The 26163-nt window shown below is 36.3% G+C and carries 30 protein-coding genes; all 30 read left to right on the top strand.

Going from position 1 to position 26163, the window contains the following annotated elements:
• Nucleotides 1–4 precede the first annotated feature (4 nt).
• Nucleotides 5–358 carry a hypothetical protein gene (locus OTK01_RS07200; protein WP_013412023.1) on the top strand — a complete coding sequence of 118 codons (354 nt, stop codon included), beginning with the start codon at nt 5–7 and terminating at the stop codon, nt 356–358.
• A 5-nt stretch (nt 359–363) separates the two neighbouring features.
• On the top strand, nt 364–783 hold the full coding sequence (locus OTK01_RS07195; protein WP_014042200.1) for an ATP-binding protein: 420 nt from the start codon (nt 364–366) through the stop codon (nt 781–783).
• Nucleotides 784–815: 32 nt separating this feature from the next.
• Nucleotides 816–2147, top strand: coding sequence for a [Fe-Fe] hydrogenase large subunit C-terminal domain-containing protein (locus OTK01_RS07190; RefSeq protein ID WP_029227574.1), 1332 nt, complete (start codon nt 816–818; stop codon nt 2145–2147).
• The gene (locus tag OTK01_RS07185; RefSeq protein ID WP_029227575.1) at nt 2147–2497 is read left to right on the top strand and encodes a DRTGG domain-containing protein; all 351 of its coding nucleotides are present in this window, start codon (nt 2147–2149) and stop codon (nt 2495–2497) included. Before OTK01_RS07190 ends, OTK01_RS07185 begins: the two co-directional genes overlap by 1 nt.
• Entirely contained in the window at nt 2481–3182 is a 702-nt protein-coding gene (locus OTK01_RS07180; protein ID WP_013432577.1) for a PHP domain-containing protein, read from the top strand. The genes OTK01_RS07185 and OTK01_RS07180 overlap by 17 nt, the downstream gene beginning before the upstream one ends.
• 108 nt (nt 3183–3290) lie before the next feature.
• Nucleotides 3291–3773 carry an NADH-quinone oxidoreductase subunit NuoE gene (gene nuoE, locus OTK01_RS07175; protein ID WP_013432578.1) on the top strand — a complete coding sequence of 161 codons (483 nt, stop codon included), beginning with the start codon at nt 3291–3293 and terminating at the stop codon, nt 3771–3773.
• Between the two features lie 41 nt (nt 3774–3814).
• On the top strand, nt 3815–4372 hold the full coding sequence (locus OTK01_RS07170) for an ATP-binding protein (RefSeq protein WP_013432579.1): 558 nt from the start codon (nt 3815–3817) through the stop codon (nt 4370–4372).
• On the top strand, nt 4369–4758 hold the full coding sequence (locus OTK01_RS07165; RefSeq protein WP_013403318.1) for a (2Fe-2S) ferredoxin domain-containing protein: 390 nt from the start codon (nt 4369–4371) through the stop codon (nt 4756–4758). Before OTK01_RS07170 ends, OTK01_RS07165 begins: the two co-directional genes overlap by 4 nt.
• A gap of 17 nt (nt 4759–4775) precedes the next feature.
• A complete protein-coding gene (gene nuoF, locus OTK01_RS07160) occupies nt 4776–6572 on the top strand; it encodes an NADH-quinone oxidoreductase subunit NuoF (protein WP_013432580.1) in 1797 nt (598 codons plus the stop codon).
• A gap of 19 nt (nt 6573–6591) precedes the next feature.
• On the top strand, nt 6592–8331 hold the full coding sequence (locus tag OTK01_RS07155) for an NADH-dependent [FeFe] hydrogenase, group A6 (protein ID WP_013432581.1): 1740 nt from the start codon (nt 6592–6594) through the stop codon (nt 8329–8331).
• 169 nt (nt 8332–8500) lie between these two features.
• Nucleotides 8501–9109, top strand: a complete 609-nt coding sequence (locus tag OTK01_RS07150; protein WP_013432582.1) for a Maf family protein — start codon at nt 8501–8503, stop codon at nt 9107–9109.
• Entirely contained in the window at nt 9109–10140 is a 1032-nt protein-coding gene (locus OTK01_RS07145) for a rod shape-determining protein (RefSeq protein WP_014042203.1), read from the top strand. The genes OTK01_RS07150 and OTK01_RS07145 overlap by 1 nt, the downstream gene beginning before the upstream one ends.
• A gap of 16 nt (nt 10141–10156) precedes the next feature.
• On the top strand, nt 10157–11008 hold the full coding sequence (mreC, locus tag OTK01_RS07140; protein ID WP_029227577.1) for a rod shape-determining protein MreC: 852 nt from the start codon (nt 10157–10159) through the stop codon (nt 11006–11008).
• A gap of 1 nt (nt 11009) precedes the next feature.
• Nucleotides 11010–11534, top strand: a complete 525-nt coding sequence (locus OTK01_RS07135) for a hypothetical protein (RefSeq protein WP_029227578.1) — start codon at nt 11010–11012, stop codon at nt 11532–11534.
• A complete protein-coding gene (gene mrdA / locus OTK01_RS07130; RefSeq protein WP_029227579.1) occupies nt 11531–13633 on the top strand; it encodes a penicillin-binding protein 2 in 2103 nt (700 codons plus the stop codon). The genes OTK01_RS07135 and mrdA overlap by 4 nt, the downstream gene beginning before the upstream one ends.
• Before the next feature lie 17 nt (nt 13634–13650).
• A complete protein-coding gene (gene minC, locus OTK01_RS07125; protein ID WP_013432587.1) occupies nt 13651–14298 on the top strand; it encodes a septum site-determining protein MinC in 648 nt (215 codons plus the stop codon).
• Between the two features lie 28 nt (nt 14299–14326).
• Complete coding sequence (gene minD / locus OTK01_RS07120; protein ID WP_013432588.1) at nt 14327–15127, top strand: septum site-determining protein MinD; 801 nt, start codon at nt 14327–14329, stop codon at nt 15125–15127.
• Nucleotides 15128–15138: 11 nt separating this feature from the next.
• Nucleotides 15139–15441, top strand: a complete 303-nt coding sequence (gene minE, locus OTK01_RS07115) for a cell division topological specificity factor MinE (RefSeq protein ID WP_013432589.1) — start codon at nt 15139–15141, stop codon at nt 15439–15441.
• Between the two features lies 1 nt (nt 15442).
• A complete protein-coding gene (rodA, locus tag OTK01_RS07110; protein WP_013432590.1) occupies nt 15443–16552 on the top strand; it encodes a rod shape-determining protein RodA in 1110 nt (369 codons plus the stop codon).
• 10 nt (nt 16553–16562) lie between these two features.
• Complete coding sequence (mgsA, locus tag OTK01_RS07105) at nt 16563–16988, top strand: methylglyoxal synthase (RefSeq protein WP_011917393.1); 426 nt, start codon at nt 16563–16565, stop codon at nt 16986–16988.
• On the top strand, nt 16988–18103 hold the full coding sequence (gene steA / locus OTK01_RS07100) for a putative cytokinetic ring protein SteA (protein ID WP_029671826.1): 1116 nt from the start codon (nt 16988–16990) through the stop codon (nt 18101–18103). Before mgsA ends, steA begins: the two co-directional genes overlap by 1 nt.
• A 6-nt stretch (nt 18104–18109) precedes the next feature.
• Nucleotides 18110–19054 carry a copper transporter gene (locus OTK01_RS07095; protein ID WP_029227581.1) on the top strand — a complete coding sequence of 315 codons (945 nt, stop codon included), beginning with the start codon at nt 18110–18112 and terminating at the stop codon, nt 19052–19054.
• A gap of 42 nt (nt 19055–19096) precedes the next feature.
• The gene (locus OTK01_RS07090; protein WP_029227582.1) at nt 19097–19765 is read left to right on the top strand and encodes a glycosyltransferase; all 669 of its coding nucleotides are present in this window, start codon (nt 19097–19099) and stop codon (nt 19763–19765) included.
• Nucleotides 19753–20583 (top strand): hypothetical protein, encoded by an 831-nt coding sequence (locus OTK01_RS07085; RefSeq protein ID WP_416352866.1) that lies wholly within the window; start codon nt 19753–19755, stop codon nt 20581–20583. Before OTK01_RS07090 ends, OTK01_RS07085 begins: the two co-directional genes overlap by 13 nt.
• An 85-nt stretch (nt 20584–20668) precedes the next feature.
• Nucleotides 20669–21496, top strand: coding sequence for a polyamine aminopropyltransferase (gene speE / locus OTK01_RS07080; protein ID WP_029671827.1), 828 nt, complete (start codon nt 20669–20671; stop codon nt 21494–21496).
• 17 nt (nt 21497–21513) lie between these two features.
• Entirely contained in the window at nt 21514–22371 is an 858-nt protein-coding gene (gene speB, locus OTK01_RS07075; RefSeq protein ID WP_029227585.1) for an agmatinase, read from the top strand.
• 200 nt (nt 22372–22571) lie between these two features.
• Nucleotides 22572–24116, top strand: coding sequence for an acyl-CoA carboxylase subunit beta (locus tag OTK01_RS07070; protein ID WP_029227586.1), 1545 nt, complete (start codon nt 22572–22574; stop codon nt 24114–24116).
• A 36-nt stretch (nt 24117–24152) separates the two neighbouring features.
• Nucleotides 24153–24344 carry a hypothetical protein gene (locus OTK01_RS07065; protein WP_029227587.1) on the top strand — a complete coding sequence of 64 codons (192 nt, stop codon included), beginning with the start codon at nt 24153–24155 and terminating at the stop codon, nt 24342–24344.
• Entirely contained in the window at nt 24335–24736 is a 402-nt protein-coding gene (locus OTK01_RS07060) for an acetyl-CoA carboxylase biotin carboxyl carrier protein subunit (RefSeq protein WP_269011307.1), read from the top strand. Before OTK01_RS07065 ends, OTK01_RS07060 begins: the two co-directional genes overlap by 10 nt.
• 28 nt (nt 24737–24764) lie before the next feature.
• On the top strand, nt 24765–26156 hold the full coding sequence (locus OTK01_RS07055) for an oxaloacetate decarboxylase subunit alpha (protein ID WP_029227589.1): 1392 nt from the start codon (nt 24765–24767) through the stop codon (nt 26154–26156).
• The last annotated feature ends 7 nt before the right edge of the window (nt 26157–26163 follow it).

Genomic DNA, 26163 nt, shown 5'->3' with positions numbered 1-26163 from the left:
TGTTATGAAATTAACAAAAATAAAGGAACTTCTAAATTGCAAGGTTTATTTCGAGCCGGAAGAGCTATGTAGCGAGGAATTTTTGAATGCATGTGGTTCTGACCTTATGAGCGACGTTTTGGCATTTGTGAAAGAAAAGGTGATTTTATTGACAGGTCTTGTAAATCCTCAAGTGATAAGAACTGCAGAGATGATGGATATAAAAGCTGTAATAATTGTTCGAGGCAAACAACCATCTGAAGAGATGTTAAAACTTGCAAAAGAAAAGTGTATAGCTCTTCTTGGAACCGACTATCCAATGTTTCAAGCATGTGGGATACTTTATGAAAACGGACTTGGGAAAGAAGGGTGCTGCTGAGAAAGATGCTGCTTGAGCTGGAATTTGAGATTGAACCAGGCAATTTTATATTAGCAGGTGAAGCTTCTTCTAAGATTAAAGAGACTTTAAAAAAACTTGGTGTAAAACCAGAGATACTCAAAAAAGTTGCCATTGTCTCTTATGAAGCGGAGATGAATATTGTTATACATTCTGTTGGTGGTATTTTAAAAGCCATAATTTCAAAAGATAAGATTGAAGTAATAGCTCAAGACAATGGACCTGGGATTGAAGATATAGAGCTTGCAATGAAAGAAGGGTATTCCACCGCTCCAGAAGAAATAAGAAACTTGGGATTTGGAGCGGGTATGGGTCTTCCAAACATGAAGAAGTATTCAGATTACTTTGAGATTGATTCACAAAAAGGCAAGGGTACAAGAGTATATATGATTATTTACAATAAATGACCATCTTTGAAATGTAGGGAAGTGAATTATAAATGAAAAATTTGCATTCTATAATGCTTGACAAAGAGAAATGTAAAGGTTGTACAAACTGTATTAAAAGATGTCCAACTGAAGCCATTAGAGTTCGAAACTCAAAAGCAAGGATTATTGACCAAAGGTGCATAGATTGCGGGGAATGTATAAGGACATGTCCATACCATGCAAAATATGCCATTACTGACAGTTTAGAAGAAATCAATAAATTTCAATATAAGATTGCACTGCCTGCACCTTCATTTTACGCCCAATTTGAGGTTGATGATGTAAATAAGCTACTATATGCTTTGCTTGAACTTGGATTTGATGATGTATTTGAGGTAGCAAAAGCAGCTGAAATAGTAACCTACTTCACAAAGCAGTTCATTCTATCTGAAAAAAACAAAAAACCAATAATTTCCTCTGCATGTCCGGCAGTTGTCAGGCTTATCCAGACAAAATTTCCAGACCTAATAGAGAATATCCTGCCAATTGCCTCGCCTATGGAAGTTGCTGCATATATTGCTAAGAAAAAGATACAGAGAGAAAAGGGGATTGAAGAAGACAAAATAGGAGCTTTTTTTATATCTCCATGTGCAGCAAAGATGACATATGTAAATAGTCCACTTGGTTTTGAGCGTTCATATGTTGATGGGGTAATAGCGATAAAAGATGTTTATGGACTTGTAAGAAGCAAGCTCAGAGAAATAAAAGATATAAAGCCTCTTTCAATTGCCTCAGGCAAAGGTATTGGATGGGCAGCCTCAGGCGGTGAAAGTTTAGCGTTGGAAATTGAAGAGTATGTAAATGTAGATGGTATTCACAACGTGGCAAAAGTTTTAGAGGAGATTGAAAATGGCAGACTCAAAGACATCGTATATTTTGAAGGTCTTGCTTGCAGTGGCGGGTGTGTTGGAGGGCCTCTTGCAGTAGAAAATCCGTATGTTGCCAAAAATCGTATTAAAAGATTGTCTTCCAAATTAAAAGACAAAGAAGAGAGTCTTTCAGCGTGGACAGAGGAGATTATTAATAGTTTTTCTCTCAAGCTTGAGGATGTTCTTTTTGAAAAAGAATTAGAAACAAATCCTGTGCTTGAACTTGACTCTGACATTGAAAGAGCTATGGAAAAGTTTGAAAAGGTAAATAATATACTCAGTATGTTGCCGGGACTGGACTGTGGGGCTTGTGGGTCACCTACATGCAAAACTCTTGCCGAGGATATAGTGCGTGGTTTTGCCAATGACACAGATTGTATCTTTATTCTCAGGGAAAACATAAAAGAGCTTGCAAACAAGATGGTTGAGCTTTCGAATAAACTGCCACCATCACTTGAAAGGAATGATGAGTAGTGCCAAGCATTTTGGATTTAGGCAGGTATTTTGAATTGGCAAATGGGATTGTAAAGGATGAGCAGTATGAAAATGTGTACATTGGAGATGTTTTGAGTTTCGCAATATCGCATATTAAGGACAACAGTATATGGATTACCATTCAAAACAATGTGAATGTGGTTGCCATAGCAACTCTCAGAGAAGTAAAAGCAATAATCTTAACAGAAGGAGTAAAACCCGACTCTGATATGCTTCAAAAATCAATAGAGCAGCAAATTCCAATTTTTACAACAGAACTTTCACATTTTGAAACAGCAAGGCTGCTGATTCTTAAAGAAAAGGAAGATAAAAATGAAGCTATATTATGACCTTCATATTCATTCGTTGCTTTCTCCGTGTGCAGACAATGATATGACGCCACATAATATAATAAATATGGCTAAGATAAAGGGCTTAGATGTTATTTCAGTAACAGACCATAACTCTACCTTAAACCTTGAAAGTTTTTTAGAAGTGGCAAACTTGCTTGATATCTTGTTTATACCTGGGGTTGAGATTGAAACAGAAGAGGAGATTCATGTTCTGCTGTATTTTAAGCACAAAGATGTTTCGATTATAAGAGAATTTCAGAGCATTATTGACAAACATTTGCCTTTTGTAAAGCTCAGAGAAGACATTTATGGTAATCAATACACTGTTGATACACAGGACAATATAATCGGAAGCTATGAAAAACTTCTTCTTCAACCACTTACTCTAAACTTAAAACAGATTTATGAGGTTTCTAAATTCTACAATATGATTTTTGTCCCTGCCCACATAAACAGACAGTCTTTTGGCGTAATTGGAAGGCTTGGCTTTTTGCCCGAAGAGCTAACTGATTTGACCTTTTTAGAGGTATCAAAGACCACTGAAATAGAATTTGCCAAGTTTCTTCCTCAAAACAGAGATTATATTTTTCTCCACTCCTCAGATGCTCATCATTTGTGGGAGATAAACGAAAGAGAATTTTTTATTGAAAGTGATATACTGTATACAATATTTTTCGATTAAATTCTCCAAAATTTATACTTCATTTATAACCCGTTGTATGTTACAATATTAACAGTAGTTTTAACTCAGTATGTTAAATTTCTAACAATAGAAGGGGGATGCAGATTTATGTCTTGTTGCCAGGGAAAGAATCTGACCGAAGAGAATTTTAAAAAGCTTGATGAGATTATTGAAAAGAATAAATCAAGAAGAGGAGCTTTAATTCCAGTTTTGCATGAGGCACAAGAACTTTTTGGATACTTGCCATATGAGGTTCAAAAAAGAATAGCAGAAGGACTCAATATACCTATGGCAGAGGTTTACGGTGTTGCAACATTTTATACACGCTTTACGTTAAAGCCGACAGGTGACCATAAGATAAGTGTATGCATGGGTACAGCTTGCTATGTTAAGGGTGCAGACAAGATTTTGGATAAGTTAAAAGAACTTTTAAAGATTGATGTAGGTGAAACAACAGAAGATGGTAAATTTTCAATTGAAGCGACAAGATGCTTAGGAGCTTGCGGATTGGCACCGGTTGTTGTGATTGACAATACTGTTTACGGGAAATTGAGTGTGGATGATGTTGAAGATATCTTGTCAAGATATTAACTTAACAAATTGACAACGGTGAAAAATATAAGGTGATTTAATTGAACGAGCTTTCGCTTTATATCCTTGACCTTGTGCAAAATTCGATAGAAGCAGGTGCAAGTTTGGTTAAGATTGAGATTGCCGAAGATTTGAAAGAGGATCTTTTTACCATTACAATAGAGGATAACGGCAGAGGAATTCCACAGGATGTTATTGATAAAGTAACAGATCCTTTTTACACCACAAGAAAAACGCGAAAAGTAGGACTTGGTCTTTCTTTAGCAAAACAACTTGCAATGGACTGTGAAGGAAGCTTTACTATTGAAAGGCTTGAAAAGGGCACTAAAATAGTGCTTAAGATGAAACATTCTCATATAGACAGACCTCCTCTTGGAAATATAACCGAGACCTTACTTGCACTTATAACCGGAGCACCTGATGTGGATTTTAAGTTTTGTTACAAAAAAGACCGAAACGAGTTTACTTTTGACACAAGAAGCATCCGAGACGTTCTGGGTGATGATATTCCTTTAAATACTCTGAGCGTTCTTGACTTTATTCGTGGTCAGTTAGAAAGTGGTTTATCAAATTTAACCGGAGGTGTAAATAATAAATGATTAAGTCTATTCAAGAGCTTGAAGAAATAAGGAAAAAAGCGTTAGAAGAGCTTGAGTTCAGAAAACAGCAAGGCGAAGGTATAAGAGTTGTTGTTGGAATGGCAACATGTGGAATAGCAGCAGGTGCAAGACCTGTCATGCTAAAGTTTGTTGAAGAGATACAAAAAAGGAATTTAAAAAACGTCACAGTTGTTCAAACAGGCTGTATTGGGCTTTGTAAGTATGAACCAATTGTAGAAGTGTATGAGCCAAATAAAGAAAAGGTCACATATGTCAAAATGACTCCTGAAAAGGTTTTAAAGGTTGTTGCAGAGCATTTGGTCAATGGAAAACCAGTGTATGAATACACAATTGGCTATGAAGAAAATAAAGAGGCAAATAACTAAAAGGAGGTAAGGCTAACATGCCATTGTACAGATCGCACGTTCTTGTATGCGGTGGGACAGGTTGTACATCAGGTGGGTCAGATAGAATATATGATGCATTTTTAAAAGAGATTGAAGCTCAGAATTTAAAAGATGAGATTCAGGTAATTCGTACAGGTTGTTTTGGTCTTTGTGCAGAAGGTCCAATTGTAATTGTTTATCCAGAAGGGGCATTTTATAGCAAGGTTGCAGACTCTGATGTAAAAGAGATTGTTGAAGAACATCTTTTAAAAGGAAGAATAGTAAAGAGACTTTTGTATAGAGAATCTGTAGAAGAAGGTCAGATTAAATCGTTAAATGAGGTCAAATTCTATAAAAAACAGATGCGAATTGCTCTCAGAAACTGCGGTGTTATAAATCCAGAAAATATCGAAGAATATATTGCATATGATGGATACAAGGCTTTGGCAAAGGTTCTTACAGAGATGACTCCTGAACAGGTAATTGACTGGGTAAAAAGGTCAGGTCTTAGAGGAAGAGGTGGCGGTGGTTTTCCAACAGGACTCAAATGGGAGTTTGCAGCAAAAGCTCCAGGTGATGTTAAGTATGTTGTTTGCAACGCAGACGAAGGTGACCCAGGAGCGTACATGGACAGAAGCATCTTAGAAGGTGACCCGCATTCTGTAATTGAAGCAATGGCTATCGCTGGATATGCGATTGGCTCAAAGCAAGGTTATGTGTATGTAAGAGCAGAGTATCCTTTGGCAGTAAAAAGACTTGAGATTGCTATAGAGCAGGCAAGACAGTACGGGCTTTTGGGCAAGAATATTTTGGGTACAGACTTTGAATTTGATATCGAGATAAGGCTTGGTGCTGGTGCATTTGTCTGCGGTGAGGAGACAGCGCTGATGACATCAATTGAAGGACACAGAGGAGAACCACGACCAAGACCACCATTCCCAGCTGTAAAAGGTTTGTGGGGAAAACCTACTTTACTTAATAACGTTGAGACATACGCAAACATTCCAGTAATAATTCTAAAGGGACCAGAGTGGTTTGCATCAATTGGAACAGAGAAGAGCAAAGGGACAAAAGTTTTTGCACTTGTTGGAAAGGTTAACAATACAGGTCTCATTGAGGTTCCAATGGGAACAACTGTAAGAGAGATAGTTGAGGATATTGGTGGTGGAATTCCTGGCGGCAAGAAATTTAAGGCAGTTCAAACAGGTGGACCATCAGGTGGATGTATTCCAGCATCGCTTATGGACACACCAATTGATTTTGATTCTTTGACTGCACTTGGTACAATGATGGGATCTGGCGGAATGATTGTAATGGATGAAGACACCTGTATGGTTGACATAGCAAAATTCTTCTTAGAATTTACAGTTGACGAGTCATGCGGAAAATGTCCACCATGTAGAATAGGGACAAGAAGAATGCTTGAAATTTTGCAGAAGATAACAAGCGGAAATGGCACAGAAGAGGATTTAGAAAAGTTAGAAGAGCTTGCATACTCAATAAAAGACAGTGCTCTTTGTGGACTTGGTCAGACTGCACCAAACCCTGTTTTGAGTACACTAAGATATTTTAGGGATGAATATGAGGCACATGTAAAAGAAAAGAGATGTCCAGCAGGTGCTTGCAAGGCACTGCTCAGGATTGTGATAGACAAAGAGCTTTGCAAAGGTTGTGGCATATGTGCTAAGAATTGTCCTGCAAATGCTATCACAGGCCAGATTAAAAAGCCTTTTGAGATTGATCAGAGCAAATGTATCAAATGTGGCGTTTGCATAGAGAAGTGTCCGTTTAAAGCAATCTCCAAGAAGGCATAATCAAGGGAGGGTATGACAAATGGAAATGGTGAATATAACAATAGATGGCAAGAAGATTCAGGTCCCAAAGGATTATACAGTGCTTCAGGCAGCACGCGAAGCAGGAGTTGAGATTCCAACCCTGTGTTATCTCAAAGGTATAAATGAAATTGGTGCTTGCAGAATGTGCGTTGTTGAAGTAAAAGGGGCTAGAAGCTTGCAGGCTGCTTGTGTCTACCCTGTATCAGAAGGCATGGAGGTCATCACAAACAGTGAAAGGGTAAGAAGAGCAAGAAAGGTCAATCTTGAGCTTATTCTTTCAAATCATGACAGGAGCTGCTTGACATGTGTCAGAAGCGGAAACTGTGAACTTCAAAAACTTGCAGAAGATTTAAATGTTAAGCAAATTAGATATGAAGGCGAAAATATAAGAAGACCTCTTGATGATTTTTCACCTTCTGTTGTAAGAGACCCAAATAAGTGTATACTTTGTAAAAGATGTATAAATGTTTGCAGGAATGTTCAAGAGGTTGGAGTTATTAATGCAAATTACAGAGGTTTCAGAACAGTTATATCCACTGCATTTGACAGAAGTCTAAATGATGTTGCATGTACAATGTGCGGGCAATGTATTCAGGCTTGCCCAGTTGGAGCTTTAAGAGAGAAAGACTCAACAGACATTGTATGGAAAGCACTTGCAGATAAGAACAAATATGTGGTTGTTCAAACAGCTCCAGCTGTCAGAGTTGCACTTGGTGAAGAGTTTGGACTTCCAATTGGTACAAGAGTTACCGGCAAGATGGTAACTGCTCTCAAGATGCTTGGGTTTGACAAAGTATTTGATACAGACACAGGCGCAGACCTTACCATTATGGAAGAAGGTACAGAGCTTATCAACAGAATTAAAAACGGTGGTAAGTTACCGTTGATAACCTCATGTTCACCAGGCTGGATTAAGTTCTGTGAACACTACTTCCCAGAATTTTTAGATAATTTATCTACCTGCAAATCACCACATGAGATGTTTGGTGCTATTTTAAAGACATACTTTGCACAGAAAATGGGAATTGACCCTGCGAACATGTTTGTTGTGTCTATCATGCCATGTACTGCTAAGAAATTCGAAGCTCAAAGGGAAGAACTTGCGGCAAGTGGATATCCAGATGTTGATGCAGTATTGACGACAAGAGAGCTCGCAAGAATGATAAAAGAAGCGGGAATTGACTTTGTGAACTTGCCGGATAGCCACTTTGACGACCCAATGGGAGATGCAACAGGTGCAGGTGTCATCTTTGGAACAACAGGCGGTGTAATGGAAGCAGCACTGCGAACTGTATATGAAGTGCTAACAGGAAAAACACTTGAAAATGTCGAAATTACTCAAGTTCGTGGCCTTGAAGGAATAAGAGAGGCTGAGATTGACGTTGGGAGTATGAAGATTAAAGCAGCTGTTGCACATGGTCTTGCAAACGCTAAAAAACTTCTTGAGATGGTCAAAAACGGTGAAAAAGAGTATCACTTTATAGAAATCATGGCATGCCCTGGCGGATGCATAATGGGTGGAGGTCAGCCAATTGTTCCTGCAAAGGTCAAGGAGAAAATAGATGTTGCAAAGCTCAGAGCAAGCGCAATATACGATGAGGATAGGTCCCTGCCAATAAGAAAGTCTCATGAAAACCCTGCTGTAAAAAGATTATATGAAGAGTTCTTAGGTCATCCAAATAGCGAAAAAGCTCATCATATTTTGCATACACACTATAAGAAAAGACCACTGTACTAAGTTTAATTTAAATCTTAGAAAAAAGAAGCTGGTCCATGAATTTGCCAGCTTCTTTTTTTATCAAAAGTTATTTTTTTTGTAACATATTAATGATATAATAGAATATCAGAGAGCTTAGAAGACTACACAAAATTCACATTCAATACACAGTGTATGAAAGGGGTTATGCTTGACAAAATTGAGAAGAGTAATTCTTGCATCCTCATCACCCAGAAGAATAGAGCTTTTGAAGCAGTTTGGCATTGAGTTTGAAGTAATTCCATCAAATGTTGATGAAAGTATAGATCAAAGTCTGTCGGTTGAAGAAAATGTAATGCAGCTTGCTAAAAAGAAAGCTCAAGAGGTTTTTAATAAACTTGGGGAAGATAGTAAACAAAGTTTGGTTATTGCAGCTGACACTGTGGTGTTTGTTGAAGGAGTTATCCTGGGGAAGCCCTCAAATGAAGATGAAGCTTTCTGGATGCTCAGAAAAATAAGCGGTAAGTGGCATACTGTTTACACCGGTGTATGTATAATTGATGGACCAAGCGAGAGAATTTTGGTGGAATACGAAAAAAGTAATGTTTATATAAAGCAAATGTCCGATGAGGAGATATTAAGTTATATCTCAACAAAAGAGCCTTTTGATAAAGCAGGGGCGTATGCAATCCAAGGTTTTGGAAGCTTAATTGTTGAAAGGATAGAGGGCTGTTTTTACAATGTAGTTGGTCTTCCCTTGTACAAACTAAACATCATGCTACAAAAACTTGGATATGACTTAATGAAAGGAGAGTTGTGATGGGACTTCTAAAATCATTCTACAGAGATTTGGGAATTGATTTGGGCACTGCAAACACTCTTGTACATTTACGTGGGAAAGGCATTGTTGTGAATGAACCGTCTGTTGTGGCTGTTCAAAAAGACACTGGAAAGATTTTAGCGGTTGGAAATGAAGCAAAAGAGATGATTGGCCGAACACCTGGCAACATTGTGGCAATAAGACCATTGAAAGATGGTGTTATAGCTGATTTTTATACAACTCAAGTCATGTTAAAGTATTTTATGGAAAAAGCATATAAAAAATCATTTCTTGGGTTAAGACCAAGAGTTGTGATATGTGTTCCATCTGGTGTTACAGAAGTTGAGAGAAGGGCTGTGGAAGAATCGGCTTACAAGGCAGGAGCAAAAGAGGTTTATATAATGGAAGAACCTATGGCAGCAGCTATTGGTGCAGGACTTCCTGTTGATGAGCCGTCTGGCAGCATGGTAGTAGATATTGGTGGGGGTACGTCAGAGGTTGCTGTGATATCCTTAGGAGGAATTGTCACCAGTAAATCCCTCAGAATTGCTGGGGATGAGTTTGACGAGGCAATTTCAAACTATATAAAGAAGGAATACAACTTAATGATAGGCGATAGAACTGCAGAGGAGATAAAAATAAACATTGGCTCTGCATATCCTCTTGAAAAGGAAGAATGGTACGAAATAAAAGGAAGAGACCTTATAACAGGTCTTCCAAAAACTATAAAGGTTTCATCCACAGAAATAAGAGATGCCTTAAAAGAACCTGTTATGGCAATTGTTGATGCAATAAAACAAACTCTTGAAAAAACTCCACCAGAGCTTGCAGCAGATATTATGGAAAGAGGGATTATGTTGACAGGTGGTGGTGCGCTTTTAAAAGGGCTTGACAAACTTATAAGCAAAGAGACTGGTCTTCCTGTTCACATAGCTGAAAGACCTCTTGATTGTGTAGCACTGGGGGCTGGAAAGGCGCTGGAAGAAATTGAAACCTTACGAAATGTGATGATTAACAGGAGCTCAAGATAGTGGAGGATGAAATATTTTGAAAAGAAATATTTTATTAACCATTGTTGTTTTGTTTGCATTTTTATTTAGTATAGTTGCAACTGTAATATCCCTCAAAAACTATGATTCAAATATTGTCTCGAGAAAATTGAAAGAGGGATATATTCCTGCAAATTCCCAAGTAGTTAAGATTATCAGAGACATAAGAGAATATATAAACGGAATATTTCATCTCAACCAAATCATTGCTGAGAACAAGCGATTAAAAGAAGAGCTGAATAAGTTAAATACAGATAAAATTACCATTGAAGAGATAAAAAGTGAAAATGCAAAATTAAAAGAACTTTTGGGGCTCAAAGAACAAATTGGGTTGGCCGCAAGTTTTGAAATTGCCAGAGTTGTTCAGAGATCTCAAGAAGCCTGGCTTAGTTTTTTTATCATCGACAAAGGAGAAAAAAACGGCATAAAGAAAAACATGGTTGTTATCAACAACCAAGGACTGATAGGATATGTTGTAGATACGGGAGCAAATTGGGCAAAAGTAGTGACGCTGCTTGACCCTGATTTTTCAGCATCTGCTATGGTTGTGCGAACAAGAGAAATTGGTGTTGTAAGAGGGAGTGTCAATCTTTTGTCAAAAAGGTTATGTGAGCTGAGGTATATTTCGAAAGATTCTAAGATTAAACTTAATGATATTGTTATAACCTCTGGGATGGGAGAGATATTTCCAAAAGGAATTGCCATTGGCAAGGTTGTGCAGATAAAAAACGACAGGTTTGAGCTTACCAAAAACATTTTAATAGAACCTTTAGTTGACATCGAAAATGTAGAATATGTGATGGTAATAAAGCAGGTAAAAGATATAAATTTGTCGGTAGGTGTGAAGTAAATTGCTCAAAAATAAGCTAATTTTGCATGGGATAAACATTGTTATTGCAATTATTTTTCAAACAGTACTACAAGAAGTTATTCAAATAAAAGGAAACACTGTAATACTTTTTTTACCACTCATTGTTAGTAACGCTATATTTTTTGATTTTTCAGATGCAATAATAGCTAATCTGTTTATTATTTTTGTTTTTTGTTTTTTATTTTCAAATAGCTTTTTCTTAAACCTCTTTTTAATGGTTTTACTTGTAATTATCTCAAATAGACTTAAAGAAAAGATTTATCTGCAAAGGGTTGAGATATTTCTGTTGTTTCTTTTAATATACATCTTTTCTTTGAATTTATTACAATATATTACAATAGGTATTGCTTTTAATAGAATACCACTACCTTCAGTATTTTTGAGTAATTCTATCATTCAATTTATTCTTGACTCAGTATTTGGAATATTCATTTACTTTACTGTGTTGAGAGAAAGTAAATACTTACTGAAACTCAAAAAGGGGAGAAATTTGAAAGAAGAATGAAGATATTGTTTATAGAAAAGTTAAAAGAAAAAAACGTATTTAATAGGTGGACTTTTTTATACATACTTTTTATATGCCTTGTGTTAATTCTAACTGGGCGCTTGAGCTATTTACAGCTTGTAAAGGGAGATTATTACTATGAACTTTCTGAAAAGAAGTTGATGCAAAAAGCAAACTTGGAAGCGCCAAGGGGTATTATTTACGATAGAAATGGTAAACCACTTGCTGACAACAGGCCTGCCTATGTTCTCCAGATTATGAAAACTCAGCAGCTTCGAACTGAAAGTCAGAAAAGAGAGTTTACAAAAAAGATAATAGAGATTGTGAATATTCTAAATAAAAATGGAGACAAAATCATAAATCAATTTAAAATTGACATAAATCCTATCAGATTTAATTTTGGTATTGCAGACAAGAAACTTGCAAAAAAAGTAGAAATACAATGGAAAAAAGATAGAGACATTCCTTCGAATTTTTCTGCGCAGCAAGTTTTTGAATTTTTGAGAAAGAAATTTTATATTCCAGAAAATCTTGACCTGCAAACTACTCTTCAGGTAATGGCTATTGAAGATATGCTTTTTTATAACTATTATCAAATGTATCAACCTGTTACAATTGCAATTGACATTTCCATGAAGACTATTGCTGAGATTGAAGAAAGGCGCAGAGATTTTTCGTTTGTAAACATAGAAGCAAAGGCAGTAAGAATTTACAAGGATGCAATATACAACGCGTTCGTGGTAGGAAGGATAGGTAAAATAACTCAAGAACAATACGAAAAGTTAAAAGACAAAGGATATTCTCAGGATAGTTTAATTGGTGTTGAGGGAATAGAAAAAAAGTGCGAAGATTATTTGCGTGGCAAGGATGGACTGCAGCTCATTGAAGTTGACAAGTTTGGAAGGATAAATGATGTCAAGATAGAAAAACAACCAACAAAGGGAGCAAATGTCTATCTGACCATAGACTCTAAGCTTCAGAAAGTTGCTTATGAGTCGCTCAAAAAAGTTTTAGAAAAGATAAGAAATGGTGATTATGGTGAGAGATTCCCAAAAGCAAACAGTGGTGCTGCTGTGGTAATTGATGTAAAAACAGGCAATGTTCTTGCTCTCACAAGTTATCCTTCATACAATCCTAACATATTTATAAAAGGCATCACTACCAGTGAATGGAATAAGCTGATTAATGACCCCACAAGACCAATGTTCAACAGGGCAATTGCCGGGGTTTATCCTCCTGGTTCAACTTTTAAGATACTCTCAGCGATTGCAGGTCTTCAGGAAGGTGTCATCAAGCCAGACGAAAAAATATTGGATACAGGTAGATATATGTATTACGCAAAGTCAGGGTTTACTCCTGCATGCTGGCTGTGGAATAGATATCGAACCACGCATGGCTGGGTAAATGTTGTTGATGCTCTTAAAGTTTCTTGTAACGTATTTTTCTATGAAACCGGAAGAAGACTTGGTATAGAAAGGATTGACAGGTATGCAACACTATTTGGTCTTGGTGGGAAAACTGGGATTCAACTCGATGGTGAATCAAACGGTATACTTGCGAATGAAGAGAATAAAAAGAAAATCTTTAATCAACCTTGGTATCCTGGTGATACAGTTTTAGCAGCTATTGGTCAGTCTATAAATGCATTTACACCTATCCAGATGGCAAGTTTTATTGCAACTGTTGCAAATGGGGGGACAAGATATCAGGTGAACCTCATAGACAAGATTGTGGATGCCAATGGGAAAGTCATCTATAAGTCTGTGCCAAAAGTACTCAGCAGGGTAAAAATGTATGAATCAACAAAAAAGGCAGTTTTTGAAGGAATGAAAAGTGTTACAAGTGAAGAGGGAGGAACAGCAAGACAAGCGTTCAAGGATTTGCCGTTTACAGTGGCAGGGAAAACAGGGACATCACAGTATTCAAACTCATCGGCTGCACATGCTTGGTTTGTTGGTTTTGCACCTTATGATGACCCCCAGATTGCCTTTGCTATAGTTTTGGAAAATGGTGGGCATGGTTCATATGCTGCGTATGTTGCAAGGGATATAATAGATGCATATTTTAATTTGCCTTCGCAACAAGAAGAGAGGCCATAAAAGGGGGAGGGTTTGGTTTGAATGAACCTGTTGTGTTAAAAGGGTTTGGGAAAGGAATTGCTGTCATTTTGGATAGCAGTTGTGATTTTGAGACAATCTGTGATCATTTTAAGCAAAAAGTTATAAACGGCAAAAATTTTTTTTCAGGATATGAGATTCCTATCCAGTTCATTGGAAGGAAGCTTAACAGTTATGAGCTTCAAAAGCTAATAGAGATAATGAAGACATTTGGAGGAGTGCATGATATAATATTTCCATGGGACGAGATTAGTTTTCATAATCTTATTTCGACTTCAGAGGAACGAGTTGAAAATATAAAAGAAGAAAAGCTCAATGCAAAGGTGCACAAAGGTACTCTGCGTTCAGGACAAGTTATAACCTCAGAGTCTGATCTGATAATTATAGGGGATGTAAATCCCGGAGCAGAGGTGATATCCAAAAATAACATTATTGTCCTGGGAGCGCTCAGAGGGATTGCACATGCGGGCATTTCAGGGAACAAAAATGCTGTCGTTTTTGCGCTTGAGATGGACCCTGTTCAAATCAGGATTGCCAATATAATTGCAAGGGCACCTGATGAGGAAAATAAACGTGAAAAGTCAGTTGCTGAGATTGCTTATATAGAAAATGATACGATAGTTGTTAAGCCTGTTACGCAATTTTAAAAAAACGAAAAAAGGAGAGTTTTAGAAGATGGGAGAGGTTTATGTAATTACATCTGGTAAAGGTGGAGTTGGAAAGACAACAACCACTGCAAATGTAGGGACATATTTGAGCGTTTTGGGAAAAAGGGTGCTTTTGATTGATGCTGATATAGGTCTTAGGAATTTAGATGTTGTTATGGGACTTGAGAACAGAATTGTGTTTGACATTGTGGATGTTGTTGAAGGAAGATGCAAGCCAAAACAGGCACTAATTAAAGATAAAAGATTTGATGGGCTTTATTTGCTTCCTGCTGCTCAGTCAAAAGACAAAACTGCCGTTTCACCTGAGCAGATGAAGGCTTTGTGCGAACAGTTGAAGGACGATTTTGATTTTATCTTGATTGACTGTCCTGCGGGGATTGAGCAAGGCTTTAAAAATGCAATTGCAGGTGCACAAAAAGCAATTGTGGTGACAACCCCGGAAGTTTCTGCTGTACGTGACGCCGACAGAATTATTGGTCTTTTGGAAGCATATGAGCTTCACAACCCTAAGCTCATCATAAACAGAATAAGGTTTGATATGGTAAAGCGTGGAGATATGATGGACATTGATGATATTTTAGAAATTCTTTCAATAGAACTTCTTGGGATAATTCCTGATGATGAAAAGATTATAATCTCCACCAATAAAGGAGAACCTGTGGTAATGGACGAAAAATCAAAGGCGGGGCAAGAGTATAGGAATATTGCAAGAAGAATTCTGGGTGAGAATATTCCTATTGTGGGCGAGGAAGAAAATTCAGGTTTTTTGAGCAGGCTAAAAAGGCTTTTGGGGTTAAATAATTCGTAGGAGGAATAAAGATGTTTGAATTCTTTAACAAGTTCTTTAACAAACAATCTTCAAAAGACATTGCAAAGGAGAGGCTAAAACTTGTTATTATTCACGACAGGGCAAACGTGTCTCCAGAACTTTTAGAGATGATAAAGAATGAGATTTTGAAGGCTATACAAAAATACATAGTGATTGACGACAAACTCTTGGAAATTCAAATAACCAGAACACCGTCTGAGCAGAAAGGCGAATTTGTTCCTGCACTTATTGCCAATATTCCTATAAAATCTGTAAAGAAATCTGAGATTTTAAACAACGAGGCTGACGATTAAAATGATAGTGAAAAACAAAGAGACCATAAAAAAAAGGTTCAATGTTTTCATAACCATCTTAATGATAATTCTTTGTCTTATTGGCTTTATTTTAATTGCGAGTGCGACAAACGTTCTGGAGACAGGAAAATATAAATTGGTAATTTCGCAAGTCATCTGGTTTTGTTTGGGACTGAGCTTATACTTCGTTTTTTCATTAATTGACTATAGAATATTTGCAAACTTTTATGTTATTATTTATATGATAATGGTTATTCTGCTTTTGTATGTAGACATAAAAGGTATAAATGTACTTGGTGGTCAGAGATGGATAAAAATTGGACCATTTTCGTTTCAGCCGTCTGAGATTTCTAAATTGCTCATGGTAGTATTTTTTGCAAAAGTTGTTACAATGCAGGAAAATATTAATAAGTTTAAAACATTGGTCAAAGTATTGATTTTCACTGCAATTCCTATAGTTCTTGTTTTAAAACAGCCCGACTTGGGAACAGCTTCTGTGTTCATCGCCATAATTGCTACAATTTTATTTGTTGCAGGGCTGGACTTGAGATATTTCTACGCAGCAATTGGTGCACTTTTGGTGTTTATTCCTATTGCATGGGAATTTGTTCTTCATGAATATCAAAAAGATAGAATAAGAATATTTTTAAATCCCCAGCTTGACCCGATGGGAAAAGGATGGCAGGTAATATACTCTCAGATAGCTATAGGGTCAGGTAGAGTATTTGGCAAAGGCTTATTTATGGGAACAATCAACAGGCTTGATTATCTTCCTGTGAAAGAATCCGACTTTATATTTGGTGTGGCAGGGGAAGAACTTGGTTTTGTAGGATGTATAATTATAATAACAGTATATGCGCTGCTTATACTGAACCTTATTAGAATAGCTTCCACATGCAAAGAAAAGCTTGCATCTTACATTGTTGCTGGGGTTGCAGGTATGTTTAGTTTTCAGATGTTTGTCAATATTGCAATGACTCTTGGGATAATGCCTGTGACTGGAATTCCTCTGCCGTTTGTAAGCTATGGTGGAAGCTCGATGCTTACTTCCATGGCATCACTTGGAATTGTGCAAAGCATTTATAGGGAAAATATAAAAACTATGTTTTGAGGTGAAGAGAATGAATATAGCACTTATTGCCCATGATAAGAAAAAAGAACTTATGGTTCAATTTGCAATAGCTTATAAGTTTATATTGTCAAAACACACATTATATGCGACAGGAACTACTGGAAGGTTAATTCAGGAAGCAACAGGGCTTGAAGTTCATAGATTTCTTCCAGGTCCGCTCGGAGGGGACCAGCAGATAGGGTCTTTAATTGCATACAATCAGATTGACATGGTGATATTTTTGAGAGACCCTCTTACAGCTCAGCCTCATGAACCAGATGTGAATGCACTTTTGCGTCTTTGTGATGTCCATAATATTCCTCTTGCAACAAACATTGCAACAGCAGAACTTTTGATAAAAGCCCTTGATAGAGGAGACTTATCATGGCGTGAAATTGTAAATCCAAAACTGCAAAAAAACAAGAGTGATAAGTGATGATAAAAGGCAAGGTAAGGATTGATAGAAGGACCAAGAACTTAGTTAAAAGATTAAGACCAGGGGAGATACCTGTCATATTGCACGAGGATATTGATGAGGTAGCTGCATATTCTCTCTTAGAAAAAAAAGTAAAGGTGGTAATTAACTGTGCTAAGTCTTTTACTGGGAAGTTTCCAGCAGTTGGTGCGAAGATTCTTCTTTCACACGATGTGATTATAATTGATAATTTAGGGGAAGATGTATTTAATCGAATAAGAGAAGGGGACATTATAGAAATCAAAGATGATAAGATATTTTTAAACGGCAATTATCTGTGTGATGCAAAATATCTTTCTAAAGAAGAGTTTGAATCTTTTTATCAAAAGAGTTTCAAAGAAATGGAAAATCTTTTGGAAGATTTTATAGAAAATACCTTAGAGTATGCGAAAAAGGAAAAAGGATTTATCTTAGGACAATTTGAAATGCCTGACATTTCAACCAAAATAGCTGGAAGACATGTACTTGTTGTGACAAGAGGGAGCAGTTTTAAAAAAGATATAAAAGCAATAAAAGGCTATATTACAGAGATAAAACCGGTAGTGATTGCAGTTGATGGTGCTGCTGATGCATTGCTTGAGGAAAAGATAAGACCAAACATTATAATTGGGGATATGGATAGTGTGTCTGAAGAAAGTCTTTACAAATGTGACGAGATAATTGTTCATTCATATCCGAATGGATATGCGCCAGGGCTCAAAAGGATACAGGCTTTGGGACTTGAGGCAAAAACAATAGCATGTCCTGGCACAAGTGAAGATGTGGCTTTGCTTTTGGCTTATGAAAAGGGAGCAGAACTGATAGTTTCGGTTGGTTCTCACAGCAGTATGCTTGATTTTTTAGAGAAAGGTCGAAAAGGAATGTCAAGCACTTTTCTGGTCAGGCTAAAAATAGGTTCAAAGCTTGTGGATGCACGAGGTGTATCCAAGCTTTATACTGAAAAGGTAAGTTTCAAATATATCGGGGTTTTGTTGTTTTCTGCACTTATTCCTATACTTGCAATCCTCATGGTAACCCCACCTTTTCAGTACTTTTTCTATTTGATTCAACTAAAACTGAGAGTAATCTTGAGGTAGGAAAGAATGAATGGAGTTAGTATAAAATATTTCGTTATTACTATTGCTTCTATCTTTGTTGCTCTTGGAGTTGGGATTCTTATTGGATTTTCTGTAAATAGTGAAAAATTTGTTCAAAAACAGTTTCAGCAGCAGTTAAGCCTTATAGATAAGAATTTAGTTGAGTTAAAAAAAGAAAATGACAGGCTTTTAAAAGAGATTGATGAGTACAAATCGCAGATAAATCAACTGGGAAAAATAAATGACACTCTAGTAAATGCATATCTCAAAACATGCAAAAGTAATGCAGTTGTAAGTCTCATTGTAACATCAACAGATTATTCATACAACGACCTAATAGATTTTTTGAGAAAAAATCAAATAAAGTTAGCAAGAATTGTAAAAGTAAAAAGAACGTTTGTGGATGTTTTGAATAACAAGACAAACGATTTTTCAGAATATAAACTTCCAGAAGACATAATAAATACTCTAGCATTGTACGCGGTATTTGACATGAAGGATGAACTTTTGACAAAACTTACAGAAAAAAGATATATAGAAATAAATAGACTATCAGGAGAAATTGCCGATACAATTTTAATAGCAGGTGGAAATACTCTTCAGAACGATACTTTTAACGCAGTTGATAGAAGAGTTATTGAAAAGTTGAGAAGTATAAACGACCTCAACATTGTTGGGGTTGAGCAATCGTACAGTGAGATAAACTATTGTGAAAAGTACAAAAGCATGGGCTTGGATACAGTTGATAACGTTGATGAACTGACAGGCAAAGTTTCACTTATAGAGCTTATAAGAGGTGGAAATGGCAATTATGGAACTAAAAAAGAGGCAAACCTTTTAATGCCTAATACCTTTACAAGCATTGAGGTTTCTGAAAATTCATTGAAAAAGAGAAGAGAAGGTTTGCTTGAGCTATATCAAAATCTTCAATCTGCAAATGTTATGCCATAAAGAATTTGATTTTGCAAACTTCTCATGAGAGGAAGAAAACAATTGAATATTGTTGTGGTAATTCCTGTATACAATCCTCCACAATCTTTTAAAAAGCTTCTTCTGGACTTATCTAACATAGAGTTTATAAAAAATATACTTGTTATTGATGATGGTTCTAAGAAAAAGATTTTACTTAAGTGTGATAAGTGCATCATACTAAGACATGATAAAAACAAAGGCAAGGGTGCGGCTCTAAAAACAGCATTTGAATATCTCAAAGACAGGTCTTTTGACAGGATAATCCTTCTGGATGGTGACTTAAAGGTAAAAAAAGAAGAGTTGCAAGCATTTTGTGAAAAAGTTTTTGTTCTAAACGATAAACAAATGCTAATTGGTTATCCTATAAAAGTGAGAAAAAAAGGTTTTGGAGTTGTGAAAAAGTTTGCTAAGTTTGTGGTGAGAATTTATACCAGAAAAGAGGTTGAGCATTGTCTCAGTGGTCAGAGGATAATTCCATTTTCTGTTTTAAAAGATATCAAATACATTCCTGACAGATATGGAGTTGACATTTCAATGTTAATTGATTTTATTAATATGGGTTATGAGATAAAAGAGGTTGAGTTTGATTTTTCACACGACGAAAAGGGAAAAAGTTTGAAAGATTTATTACATAAAATTCGACAGATGAAGGATATATTTTGGGTTTTTATTACCAAATGGAGGGCGTGAAAAATCTGGTAAAGGATTATTTAATTTTTTGTGGATTCGAAATAGGGATGCTAATTCTTTCCACTTTCTATCTTAAAAAATACAATCTTTTGTTGAAAGAAAATTTTAGAGGTAAGAAAATTCCGTGTTGTATGGGTATTGTTTTGTCGCTGAGCTGGGTTATATACTTATTACAGATATTTTTTCGTACTTCAAATGCTAAATGGTTAGTTGTGGCTATTTCGATGTGGTGCATATCCTTTATAGGTTTGTTGGACGACATTTTTGGTGACAATAAAAGCAAAGGTTTTAAAGGACATGTTATAAGATTTATAAAAAATGGTGAATTTTCAACTGGACTTTTAAAGATGATATCAGTGCCAGCTGTGATTTTTATCTCAAGTATGATTTTACACAAAGAAGTAGCTCAGTCAGTTTTTTATACTATTTTGGGTTCGCTGTGTGTTAATCTCTTTAACCTGTTTGACCTTCGACCTGGCAGATGCATAAAGGTGCTATGGATATTCGGTGTAATACTTAGTTTTTTTGTGCATCTTGACAGTACAGCAGTTGTGCTTTTGACTTTAACCATTCCGTTTTTTGTAGGTGATTTGAGAGAATTTTATATGCTTGGAGATGCCGGCTCTAACGCGATTGGGTATCTGTTCTTTCTCATTTTGACAAATAGCTATTCAAAAGCCTACAATTCGTTTTTGATATGGACTGTGTTTGTAGTTGTTTTTGGACTCAATGTTTTATCTGAACACCTCTCATTTTCAAAGGTTATTGAAAAAAATACGCTTTTAAATTTTATAGACATGTTAGGACGAAAAAATTAATAACTTGAATTTATTTGTCGGATATTGTAATATATTCACTGTTGTTTAAAGTTTTCGGCAAGGAGGTAAATAGAAATTGGCTGAGATGGAACTTTGGTTTACCGAGCAACAGACTCCTGACTTGGGATTTACATGCAAGATAACAAGGACCATTTATACGGCAAAGACTCAATATCAAGACTTGGCAATACTTGAAACCAAACAGTTTGGTAGGATGCTTGTACTGGACGGCGCTGTTCAAACAACAATTGCTGATGAGTTTTGTTACCATGAGTTAATTTCTCATGTTCCTTTATTCACCCATCCAAATCCCAAAAAGGTTGCTGTCATAGGTGGGGGAGACGGAGGAGTTATCAGAGAAATTCTCAAACATGACGAGGTTGAAAAGGCATATTTAATCGAGATTGATAGAGAAGTTGTAGAAGCAAGCAAGAAATACCTTCCTGAGATAAGTTGTGCACTTGATGACGAAAGAGCAGAGGTCATAATAACCGACGGAATAAAATTTGTATCTGAGAACAAAAACATGTTTGATGTTATAATTGTGGATTCAACAGATCCTGTTGGACCAGCAGTGGGGCTTTTCCAAGATAGTTTTTATAAGGCGGTATTTGAATGCTTGAAAGAGGATGGACTTTTTGTTGCACAGACCGAGTCGCCTTTTTATGACCAGGAATTGATAAAAAATGTATTTCATGCAGTAAAGTCTATTTTCCCAATAACAAGACTTTATCTTGGATTTATTCCAACATATCCAAGCGGGCTTTGGAGTTTTACTCTTGGTTCTAAGAAGTATGATCCGCTTGAGGTGGATATTTCAAAGATAAAAAGAATTGATACAAAATATTACAATCCGGAGTTGCATAAAGCTCTATTTGCACTGCCAACTTTTGTCCAGGAAATTATAAAATAAAAAAGGAGTAAAAATGAATGGGCTTTAATCTCTACAAACCTTTTTTTCTATGTGCAACAGAAAATTATCAAGCAAGTACCATAGTTTTAGCCGGAATTCCTATGGATTTAACAGTAAGCTTTAAACCTGGCTCGCGTTTTGCACCTGCAAAGATAAGAGAAGTGTCAATAGAGCTGGAGGAGTATTCTATCTATCAAGACAAAAGCCTTTATGATAAGACCTTTTGTGATATGGGAGATTTAGAGCTTCCTTTTGGAAATATTGAAAAAAGTATTGAGACAATATATCAGTTTGCTTGTAAGCTGTTTGAAGAAAGAAAAGTTCCTATTTTCTTGGGCGGTGAACATCTGATTAGTTTTCCTCTAATAAAGGCGGCAGCAAATTCAACTGATGAAGAGTTGTATGTACTTCATTTTGATGCTCATGCTGATATGAGAGAAGAGTATCTTGGTGAAAAGTTTTCACATGCCACTGTCATGAGAAGAGTTGGTGAGCTAATAGGCTTTAAAAATATATACCAATTTGGTATAAGGTCTGGATCTAAAGAAGAAATTGAATTTGCAAAAAAGAATAGCAATCTTTATTTGGTTGACAAATGGTGTAAAATTGATGATGTAATAAAAAATTTAAAAGGCAAAAAGGTATACCTATCGATAGATATAGATGTTTTTGACCCGGCTTTTGCACCTGGTACAGGAACACCTGAGCCAGGCGGAATTCTATCTTCGGATTTTTTTGACATTTTACTTAAATTAAAGGACCTCGATATAATAGGAGCAGACATAGTGGAAGTTGCTCCATACTACGATATTTCTGACAGAACAGCACTACTTGCCGCAAAGATAGTAAGAGAGCTGATATTGATGATAGAGTAAAATTTTTGGGAGAATTTTTAAAATAAAGGGTGTGGACAATATCCAAAAAAGTACCTTTTATAAAAAGTCCACACCCTCATTTTATTTTTTCAATTTTTTCTTGCTAAAAATATTTGGATGTTATAAAATAGAAATTAGCATAATATATTAATACCAGATATTAATACTACATGATAAATCACCTTTGAGGAGGATTTTTAATGACAGACAAGCTCAAAGAGCTCAAGCAAAAGAGAGAAAGAATACTAAAACTTGGTGGAGAAGATAAAGTAAAAAAACAGCATGATAGCAAAAAACTTACTTGCAGAGAGAGGATAGAATATTTACTTGACCCTGGAAGCTTCAATGAAATAGACATGTTTGTTGAGCACAGATGTCAAGAATTTGATATGAAAGATACATTTGTCCCCTGTGATGGTGTTGTAACAGGTTATGGAACAGTCAATGGCAGAAAAGTATTTGTTTATGCTCAAGATTTTACTTCGATAGGCGGTTCACTTGGAGAGATGCATGCAAAAAAGATTTGTAAAGTTTTGGACTTAGCATTAAAATATGGTTGTCCAGTAATAGGTATAAATGATTCTGGTGGTGCAAGAATTCAAGAAGGTGTTGATGCATTAGCAGGGTATGGTGAAATCTTCTATAGAAATACCATGGCATCAGGTGTAATTCCACAAATTGCAGCTATCATGGGACCTTGTGCAGGTGGAGCTGTATACTCTCCTGCTATTATGGATTTTATTTTTATGGTGGACAAAACCAGCCAAATGTTTGTTACAGGACCTCAGGTTATAAAAGCTGTGACTGGAGAGGAGATATCCTTTGAAGAGCTTGGTGGTGCTTACACCCACAGCTCAAAAAGCGGAGTTGCTCATTTTATTGCAGAGGATGAGTATCACCTGCTTGACATGATAAAGTATTTATTGTCATTTATACCCTCAAATAACATGGAAGACCCACCTTTTATAATGTCATCTGATTCAGAAAAAAGGCTTATACCAGAGCTCGAAAGTATAATTCCGTCAGAACCAAACAAAGCTTATGATGTAAAAGAAATAATTTATAAAGTAGTAGACAATCAAGAATTTTTAGAGGTACAACCTTATTTTGCTCAAAATGCTGTTGTAGGATTTGGTAGAATAGGGGGCTTTAGCGTAGGAATTGTAGCAAATCAGCCCAAAGTGAACGCTGGAGTGCTTGATTATGATTCATCTGACAAGATAGCGCGATTTGTAAGATTTTGCGATGCTTTCAATATTCCTATAATAACATTTACAGACGTGCCTGGATTTTTGCCAGGTGTTAACCAAGAGCACAATGGAATAATTCGTCATGGAGCTAAGGTTTTGTATGCTTACTCAGAGGCGACAGTTCCCAAAATAAATGTAATTTTGAGAAAGGCATATGGTGGGGCTTACATTGCAATGAGCAGCAAACACATTGGTGCAGACTTTGTGTTTGCATGGCCAACTGCCGAGATAGCTGTTATGGGACCGGATGGCGCAGCAAATATTATATTTAGAAAAGAGATACAAAACGCTCAAAATCCCGAAGAGGAAAGAAAAAGAAGGATAGAAGAGTATACTCAAAAGTTTGCAAATCCATACATTGCAGCTGCCCGCGGGTATGTTGACGATGTGATTGAGCCACAGCTTACCCGCAACAAAATCATTGAGGCGCTCAAAATTTCCATTACAAAAAGAGAGCAAAGGCCCCCCAAAAAGCATGGCAATATTCCATTATAAAATGTATTTTTGTAAAAAAAGGAGAGTGTTTTAAAAATGTATGCTCAGGTCAGCACTATTTCAACCATTACAAAAGAAGAACTTGCTTGTATTTGTGCATGTCTGCACATTGTGATGGGTAAAGGTCAATATAAAATCACAAACATAACAAAACAGCAAAATAAGTGGGTCAAAGGTGCGAGAGAGATGATACTCAATCAGTCACAGATGTTTTATAGATGGAGGTAAAGCTTGTGATGAGAAAGTTCAAGGTAAAGATTAATGACCAAGAATTTGTTGTAGAAGTGGAAGAAATAGGAGTTGAAAATGCTACTACTGTTGTGCCAAGACCTAAGATTGGCCATTTTGAGCCAAAACAGGAAAGACATGAGGATAAAACAAAACAAAGCTCTGTACCTTCTTCTGATAAAAATTCGGTTGTTGCCCAGCTTCCGGGTACTATTGTAAGGCTGCTGAAAAGTGAAGGCGATGTTGTGGATGCAAATGAACCTGTTTTAATTCTTGAAGCCATGAAAATGGAAAATGAAATAACTGCACCTGTCAAAGGAAAAATTAAAAGAATACATGTAAAGGAAGGGCAGAAGGTAGCAAAAGGAGATTTGCTGTTTGAAATAGAGTAAGAAAAATTTTCTGGAGGTTTTAAAAATAATGGGGGTAAAAATAACAGAAACAATACTGAGAGATGCTCATCAGTCACTCATTGCAACCCGCATGACAACTGAACAGATGCTTGAGATTGCTCCTGTGCTTGACCAAGTTGGTTATTATTCGGTTGAGTGCTGGGGCGGTGCTACATTTGATGCGTGTCTGAGGTTTTTCAATGAAGACCCATGGGAAAGATTAAAAAAGCTGAGAACTGCTTTTAAAAAGACAAAGCTCCAGATGCTTCTTCGAGGACAAAATCTTGTTGGTTATAGGCATTATCCTGATGATGTTGTTGAAGAGTTTGTAAAAAAAGCTATATACTATGGCATTGATATTATAAGAATATTTGATGCGCTCAATGACATTCGGAATATTGAAATGGCTCTAAAAGTAGCAAAAAAAGAAAAAGGACATGCCCAGGTTGCCATATCATACACTGTCTCTCCTTATCATACTATTGAAAACTATGTAAATTTGGCAAAACAAATAGAAGAGCTTGGGGCAGACTCAATTTGTATAAAAGACATGGCTGGGCTTCTCTCTCCATTTGATGCTTATAAACTTGTAAAAGCGTTAAAAGAGCAGGTAAAACTTCCTATTCATCTTCACACACACTACACCACAGGATTTGGGTCAATGACATATTTGAAAGCTATCGAAGCAGGTGTGGATGGTATTGACACGGCTTTATCTCCGCTTGCACTGGGCACTTCCCAGCCGCCAACCGAAACAATTGTATATGCACTTGAAAACACAGAATATGCTCCAAAACTTGATTTAGAAAAGATAAACGAGGCAAGCGAATATTTTAAAGTACTCAGAGAAGAGTATATAAAAAAAGGGCTTCTTGACCCGAAAGTATTAAGTGTTGACATAAACGCTCTTCATTATCAAATACCTGGTGGAATGCTATCAAATCTTATTTCTCAGCTAAAAGAACAAGGGCAGGAAGACAAGTTAGATGAGGTTTTAAAAGAAGTTCCTGAGGTTCGAAAAGATTTTGGATATCCGCCACTTGTAACTCCTACAAGTCAAATTGTGGGAACACAAGCTGTTTTGAATGTTGTAGCAGGTGAGAGATACAAGCTTGTTACAAAGGAAACAAAAGCGTATTTTAAAGGTGAGTACGGAAAACCTCCAGCTCCTGTGAATGAAGAGATAAAAAGAAAAATCTTGAAAGACGAAAAAGAGATAACCTGCAGACCTGCAGATTTAATTTCGCCAGAGCTTGAAAATGCAAAAGAAAAAATCAAGGAGTATATTGAAAATGATACTGATGTGGTAACTTACTGTTTATTCCCTCAACTTGCAGAAAATTTTTTCAAGTTAAGGTTCGCAAAAAAATACAAGGTTGACGTTGACCTTGTTCAGGGTAACAAAGTGTATCCTGTGTAAAAAAGGA

Source organism: Caldicellulosiruptor acetigenus, assembly GCF_026914305.1.
In the GTDB taxonomy this organism is placed as follows: domain Bacteria; phylum Bacillota; class Thermoanaerobacteria; order Caldicellulosiruptorales; family Caldicellulosiruptoraceae; genus Caldicellulosiruptor; species Caldicellulosiruptor acetigenus.
Note: the sequence above shows the minus strand (reverse complement) of the source record. Positions and strands in the feature narration are given on the sequence as shown.

Coding starts and splice junctions, on each gene's coding strand:
- OTK01_RS07145 (WP_014042203.1), top strand. CDS start 9,109: ATGGGACTTCTAAAATCATTCTACAGAGATTTGGGAATTGATTTGGGC.
- OTK01_RS07180 (WP_013432577.1), top strand. CDS start 2,481: ATGAAGCTATATTATGACCTTCATATTCATTCGTTGCTTTCTCCGTGT.
- mgsA (WP_011917393.1), top strand. CDS start 16,563: ATGAATATAGCACTTATTGCCCATGATAAGAAAAAAGAACTTATGGTT.
- speE (WP_029671827.1), top strand. CDS start 20,669: ATGGAACTTTGGTTTACCGAGCAACAGACTCCTGACTTGGGATTTACA.
- minD (WP_013432588.1), top strand. CDS start 14,327: ATGGGAGAGGTTTATGTAATTACATCTGGTAAAGGTGGAGTTGGAAAG.
- minE (WP_013432589.1), top strand. CDS start 15,139: ATGTTTGAATTCTTTAACAAGTTCTTTAACAAACAATCTTCAAAAGAC.
- OTK01_RS07055 (WP_029227589.1), top strand. CDS start 24,765: ATGGGGGTAAAAATAACAGAAACAATACTGAGAGATGCTCATCAGTCA.
- OTK01_RS07095 (WP_029227581.1), top strand. CDS start 18,110: ATGAATGGAGTTAGTATAAAATATTTCGTTATTACTATTGCTTCTATC.
- nuoE (WP_013432578.1), top strand. CDS start 3,291: ATGTCTTGTTGCCAGGGAAAGAATCTGACCGAAGAGAATTTTAAAAAG.
- OTK01_RS07070 (WP_029227586.1), top strand. CDS start 22,572: ATGACAGACAAGCTCAAAGAGCTCAAGCAAAAGAGAGAAAGAATACTA.
- nuoF (WP_013432580.1), top strand. CDS start 4,776: ATGCCATTGTACAGATCGCACGTTCTTGTATGCGGTGGGACAGGTTGT.
- OTK01_RS07165 (WP_013403318.1), top strand. CDS start 4,369: ATGATTAAGTCTATTCAAGAGCTTGAAGAAATAAGGAAAAAAGCGTTA.
- OTK01_RS07190 (WP_029227574.1), top strand. CDS start 816: ATGAAAAATTTGCATTCTATAATGCTTGACAAAGAGAAATGTAAAGGT.
- OTK01_RS07155 (WP_013432581.1), top strand. CDS start 6,592: ATGGAAATGGTGAATATAACAATAGATGGCAAGAAGATTCAGGTCCCA.
- rodA (WP_013432590.1), top strand. CDS start 15,443: ATGATAGTGAAAAACAAAGAGACCATAAAAAAAAGGTTCAATGTTTTC.
- speB (WP_029227585.1), top strand. CDS start 21,514: ATGGGCTTTAATCTCTACAAACCTTTTTTTCTATGTGCAACAGAAAAT.
- OTK01_RS07200 (WP_013412023.1), top strand. CDS start 5: ATGAAATTAACAAAAATAAAGGAACTTCTAAATTGCAAGGTTTATTTC.
- OTK01_RS07085 (WP_416352866.1), top strand. CDS start 19,753: ATGGAGGGCGTGAAAAATCTGGTAAAGGATTATTTAATTTTTTGTGGA.
- OTK01_RS07060 (WP_269011307.1), top strand. CDS start 24,335: ATGGAGGTAAAGCTTGTGATGAGAAAGTTCAAGGTAAAGATTAATGAC.
- mrdA (WP_029227579.1), top strand. CDS start 11,531: ATGAAGATATTGTTTATAGAAAAGTTAAAAGAAAAAAACGTATTTAAT.
- OTK01_RS07195 (WP_014042200.1), top strand. CDS start 364: ATGCTGCTTGAGCTGGAATTTGAGATTGAACCAGGCAATTTTATATTA.
- OTK01_RS07065 (WP_029227587.1), top strand. CDS start 24,153: ATGTATGCTCAGGTCAGCACTATTTCAACCATTACAAAAGAAGAACTT.
- steA (WP_029671826.1), top strand. CDS start 16,988: ATGATAAAAGGCAAGGTAAGGATTGATAGAAGGACCAAGAACTTAGTT.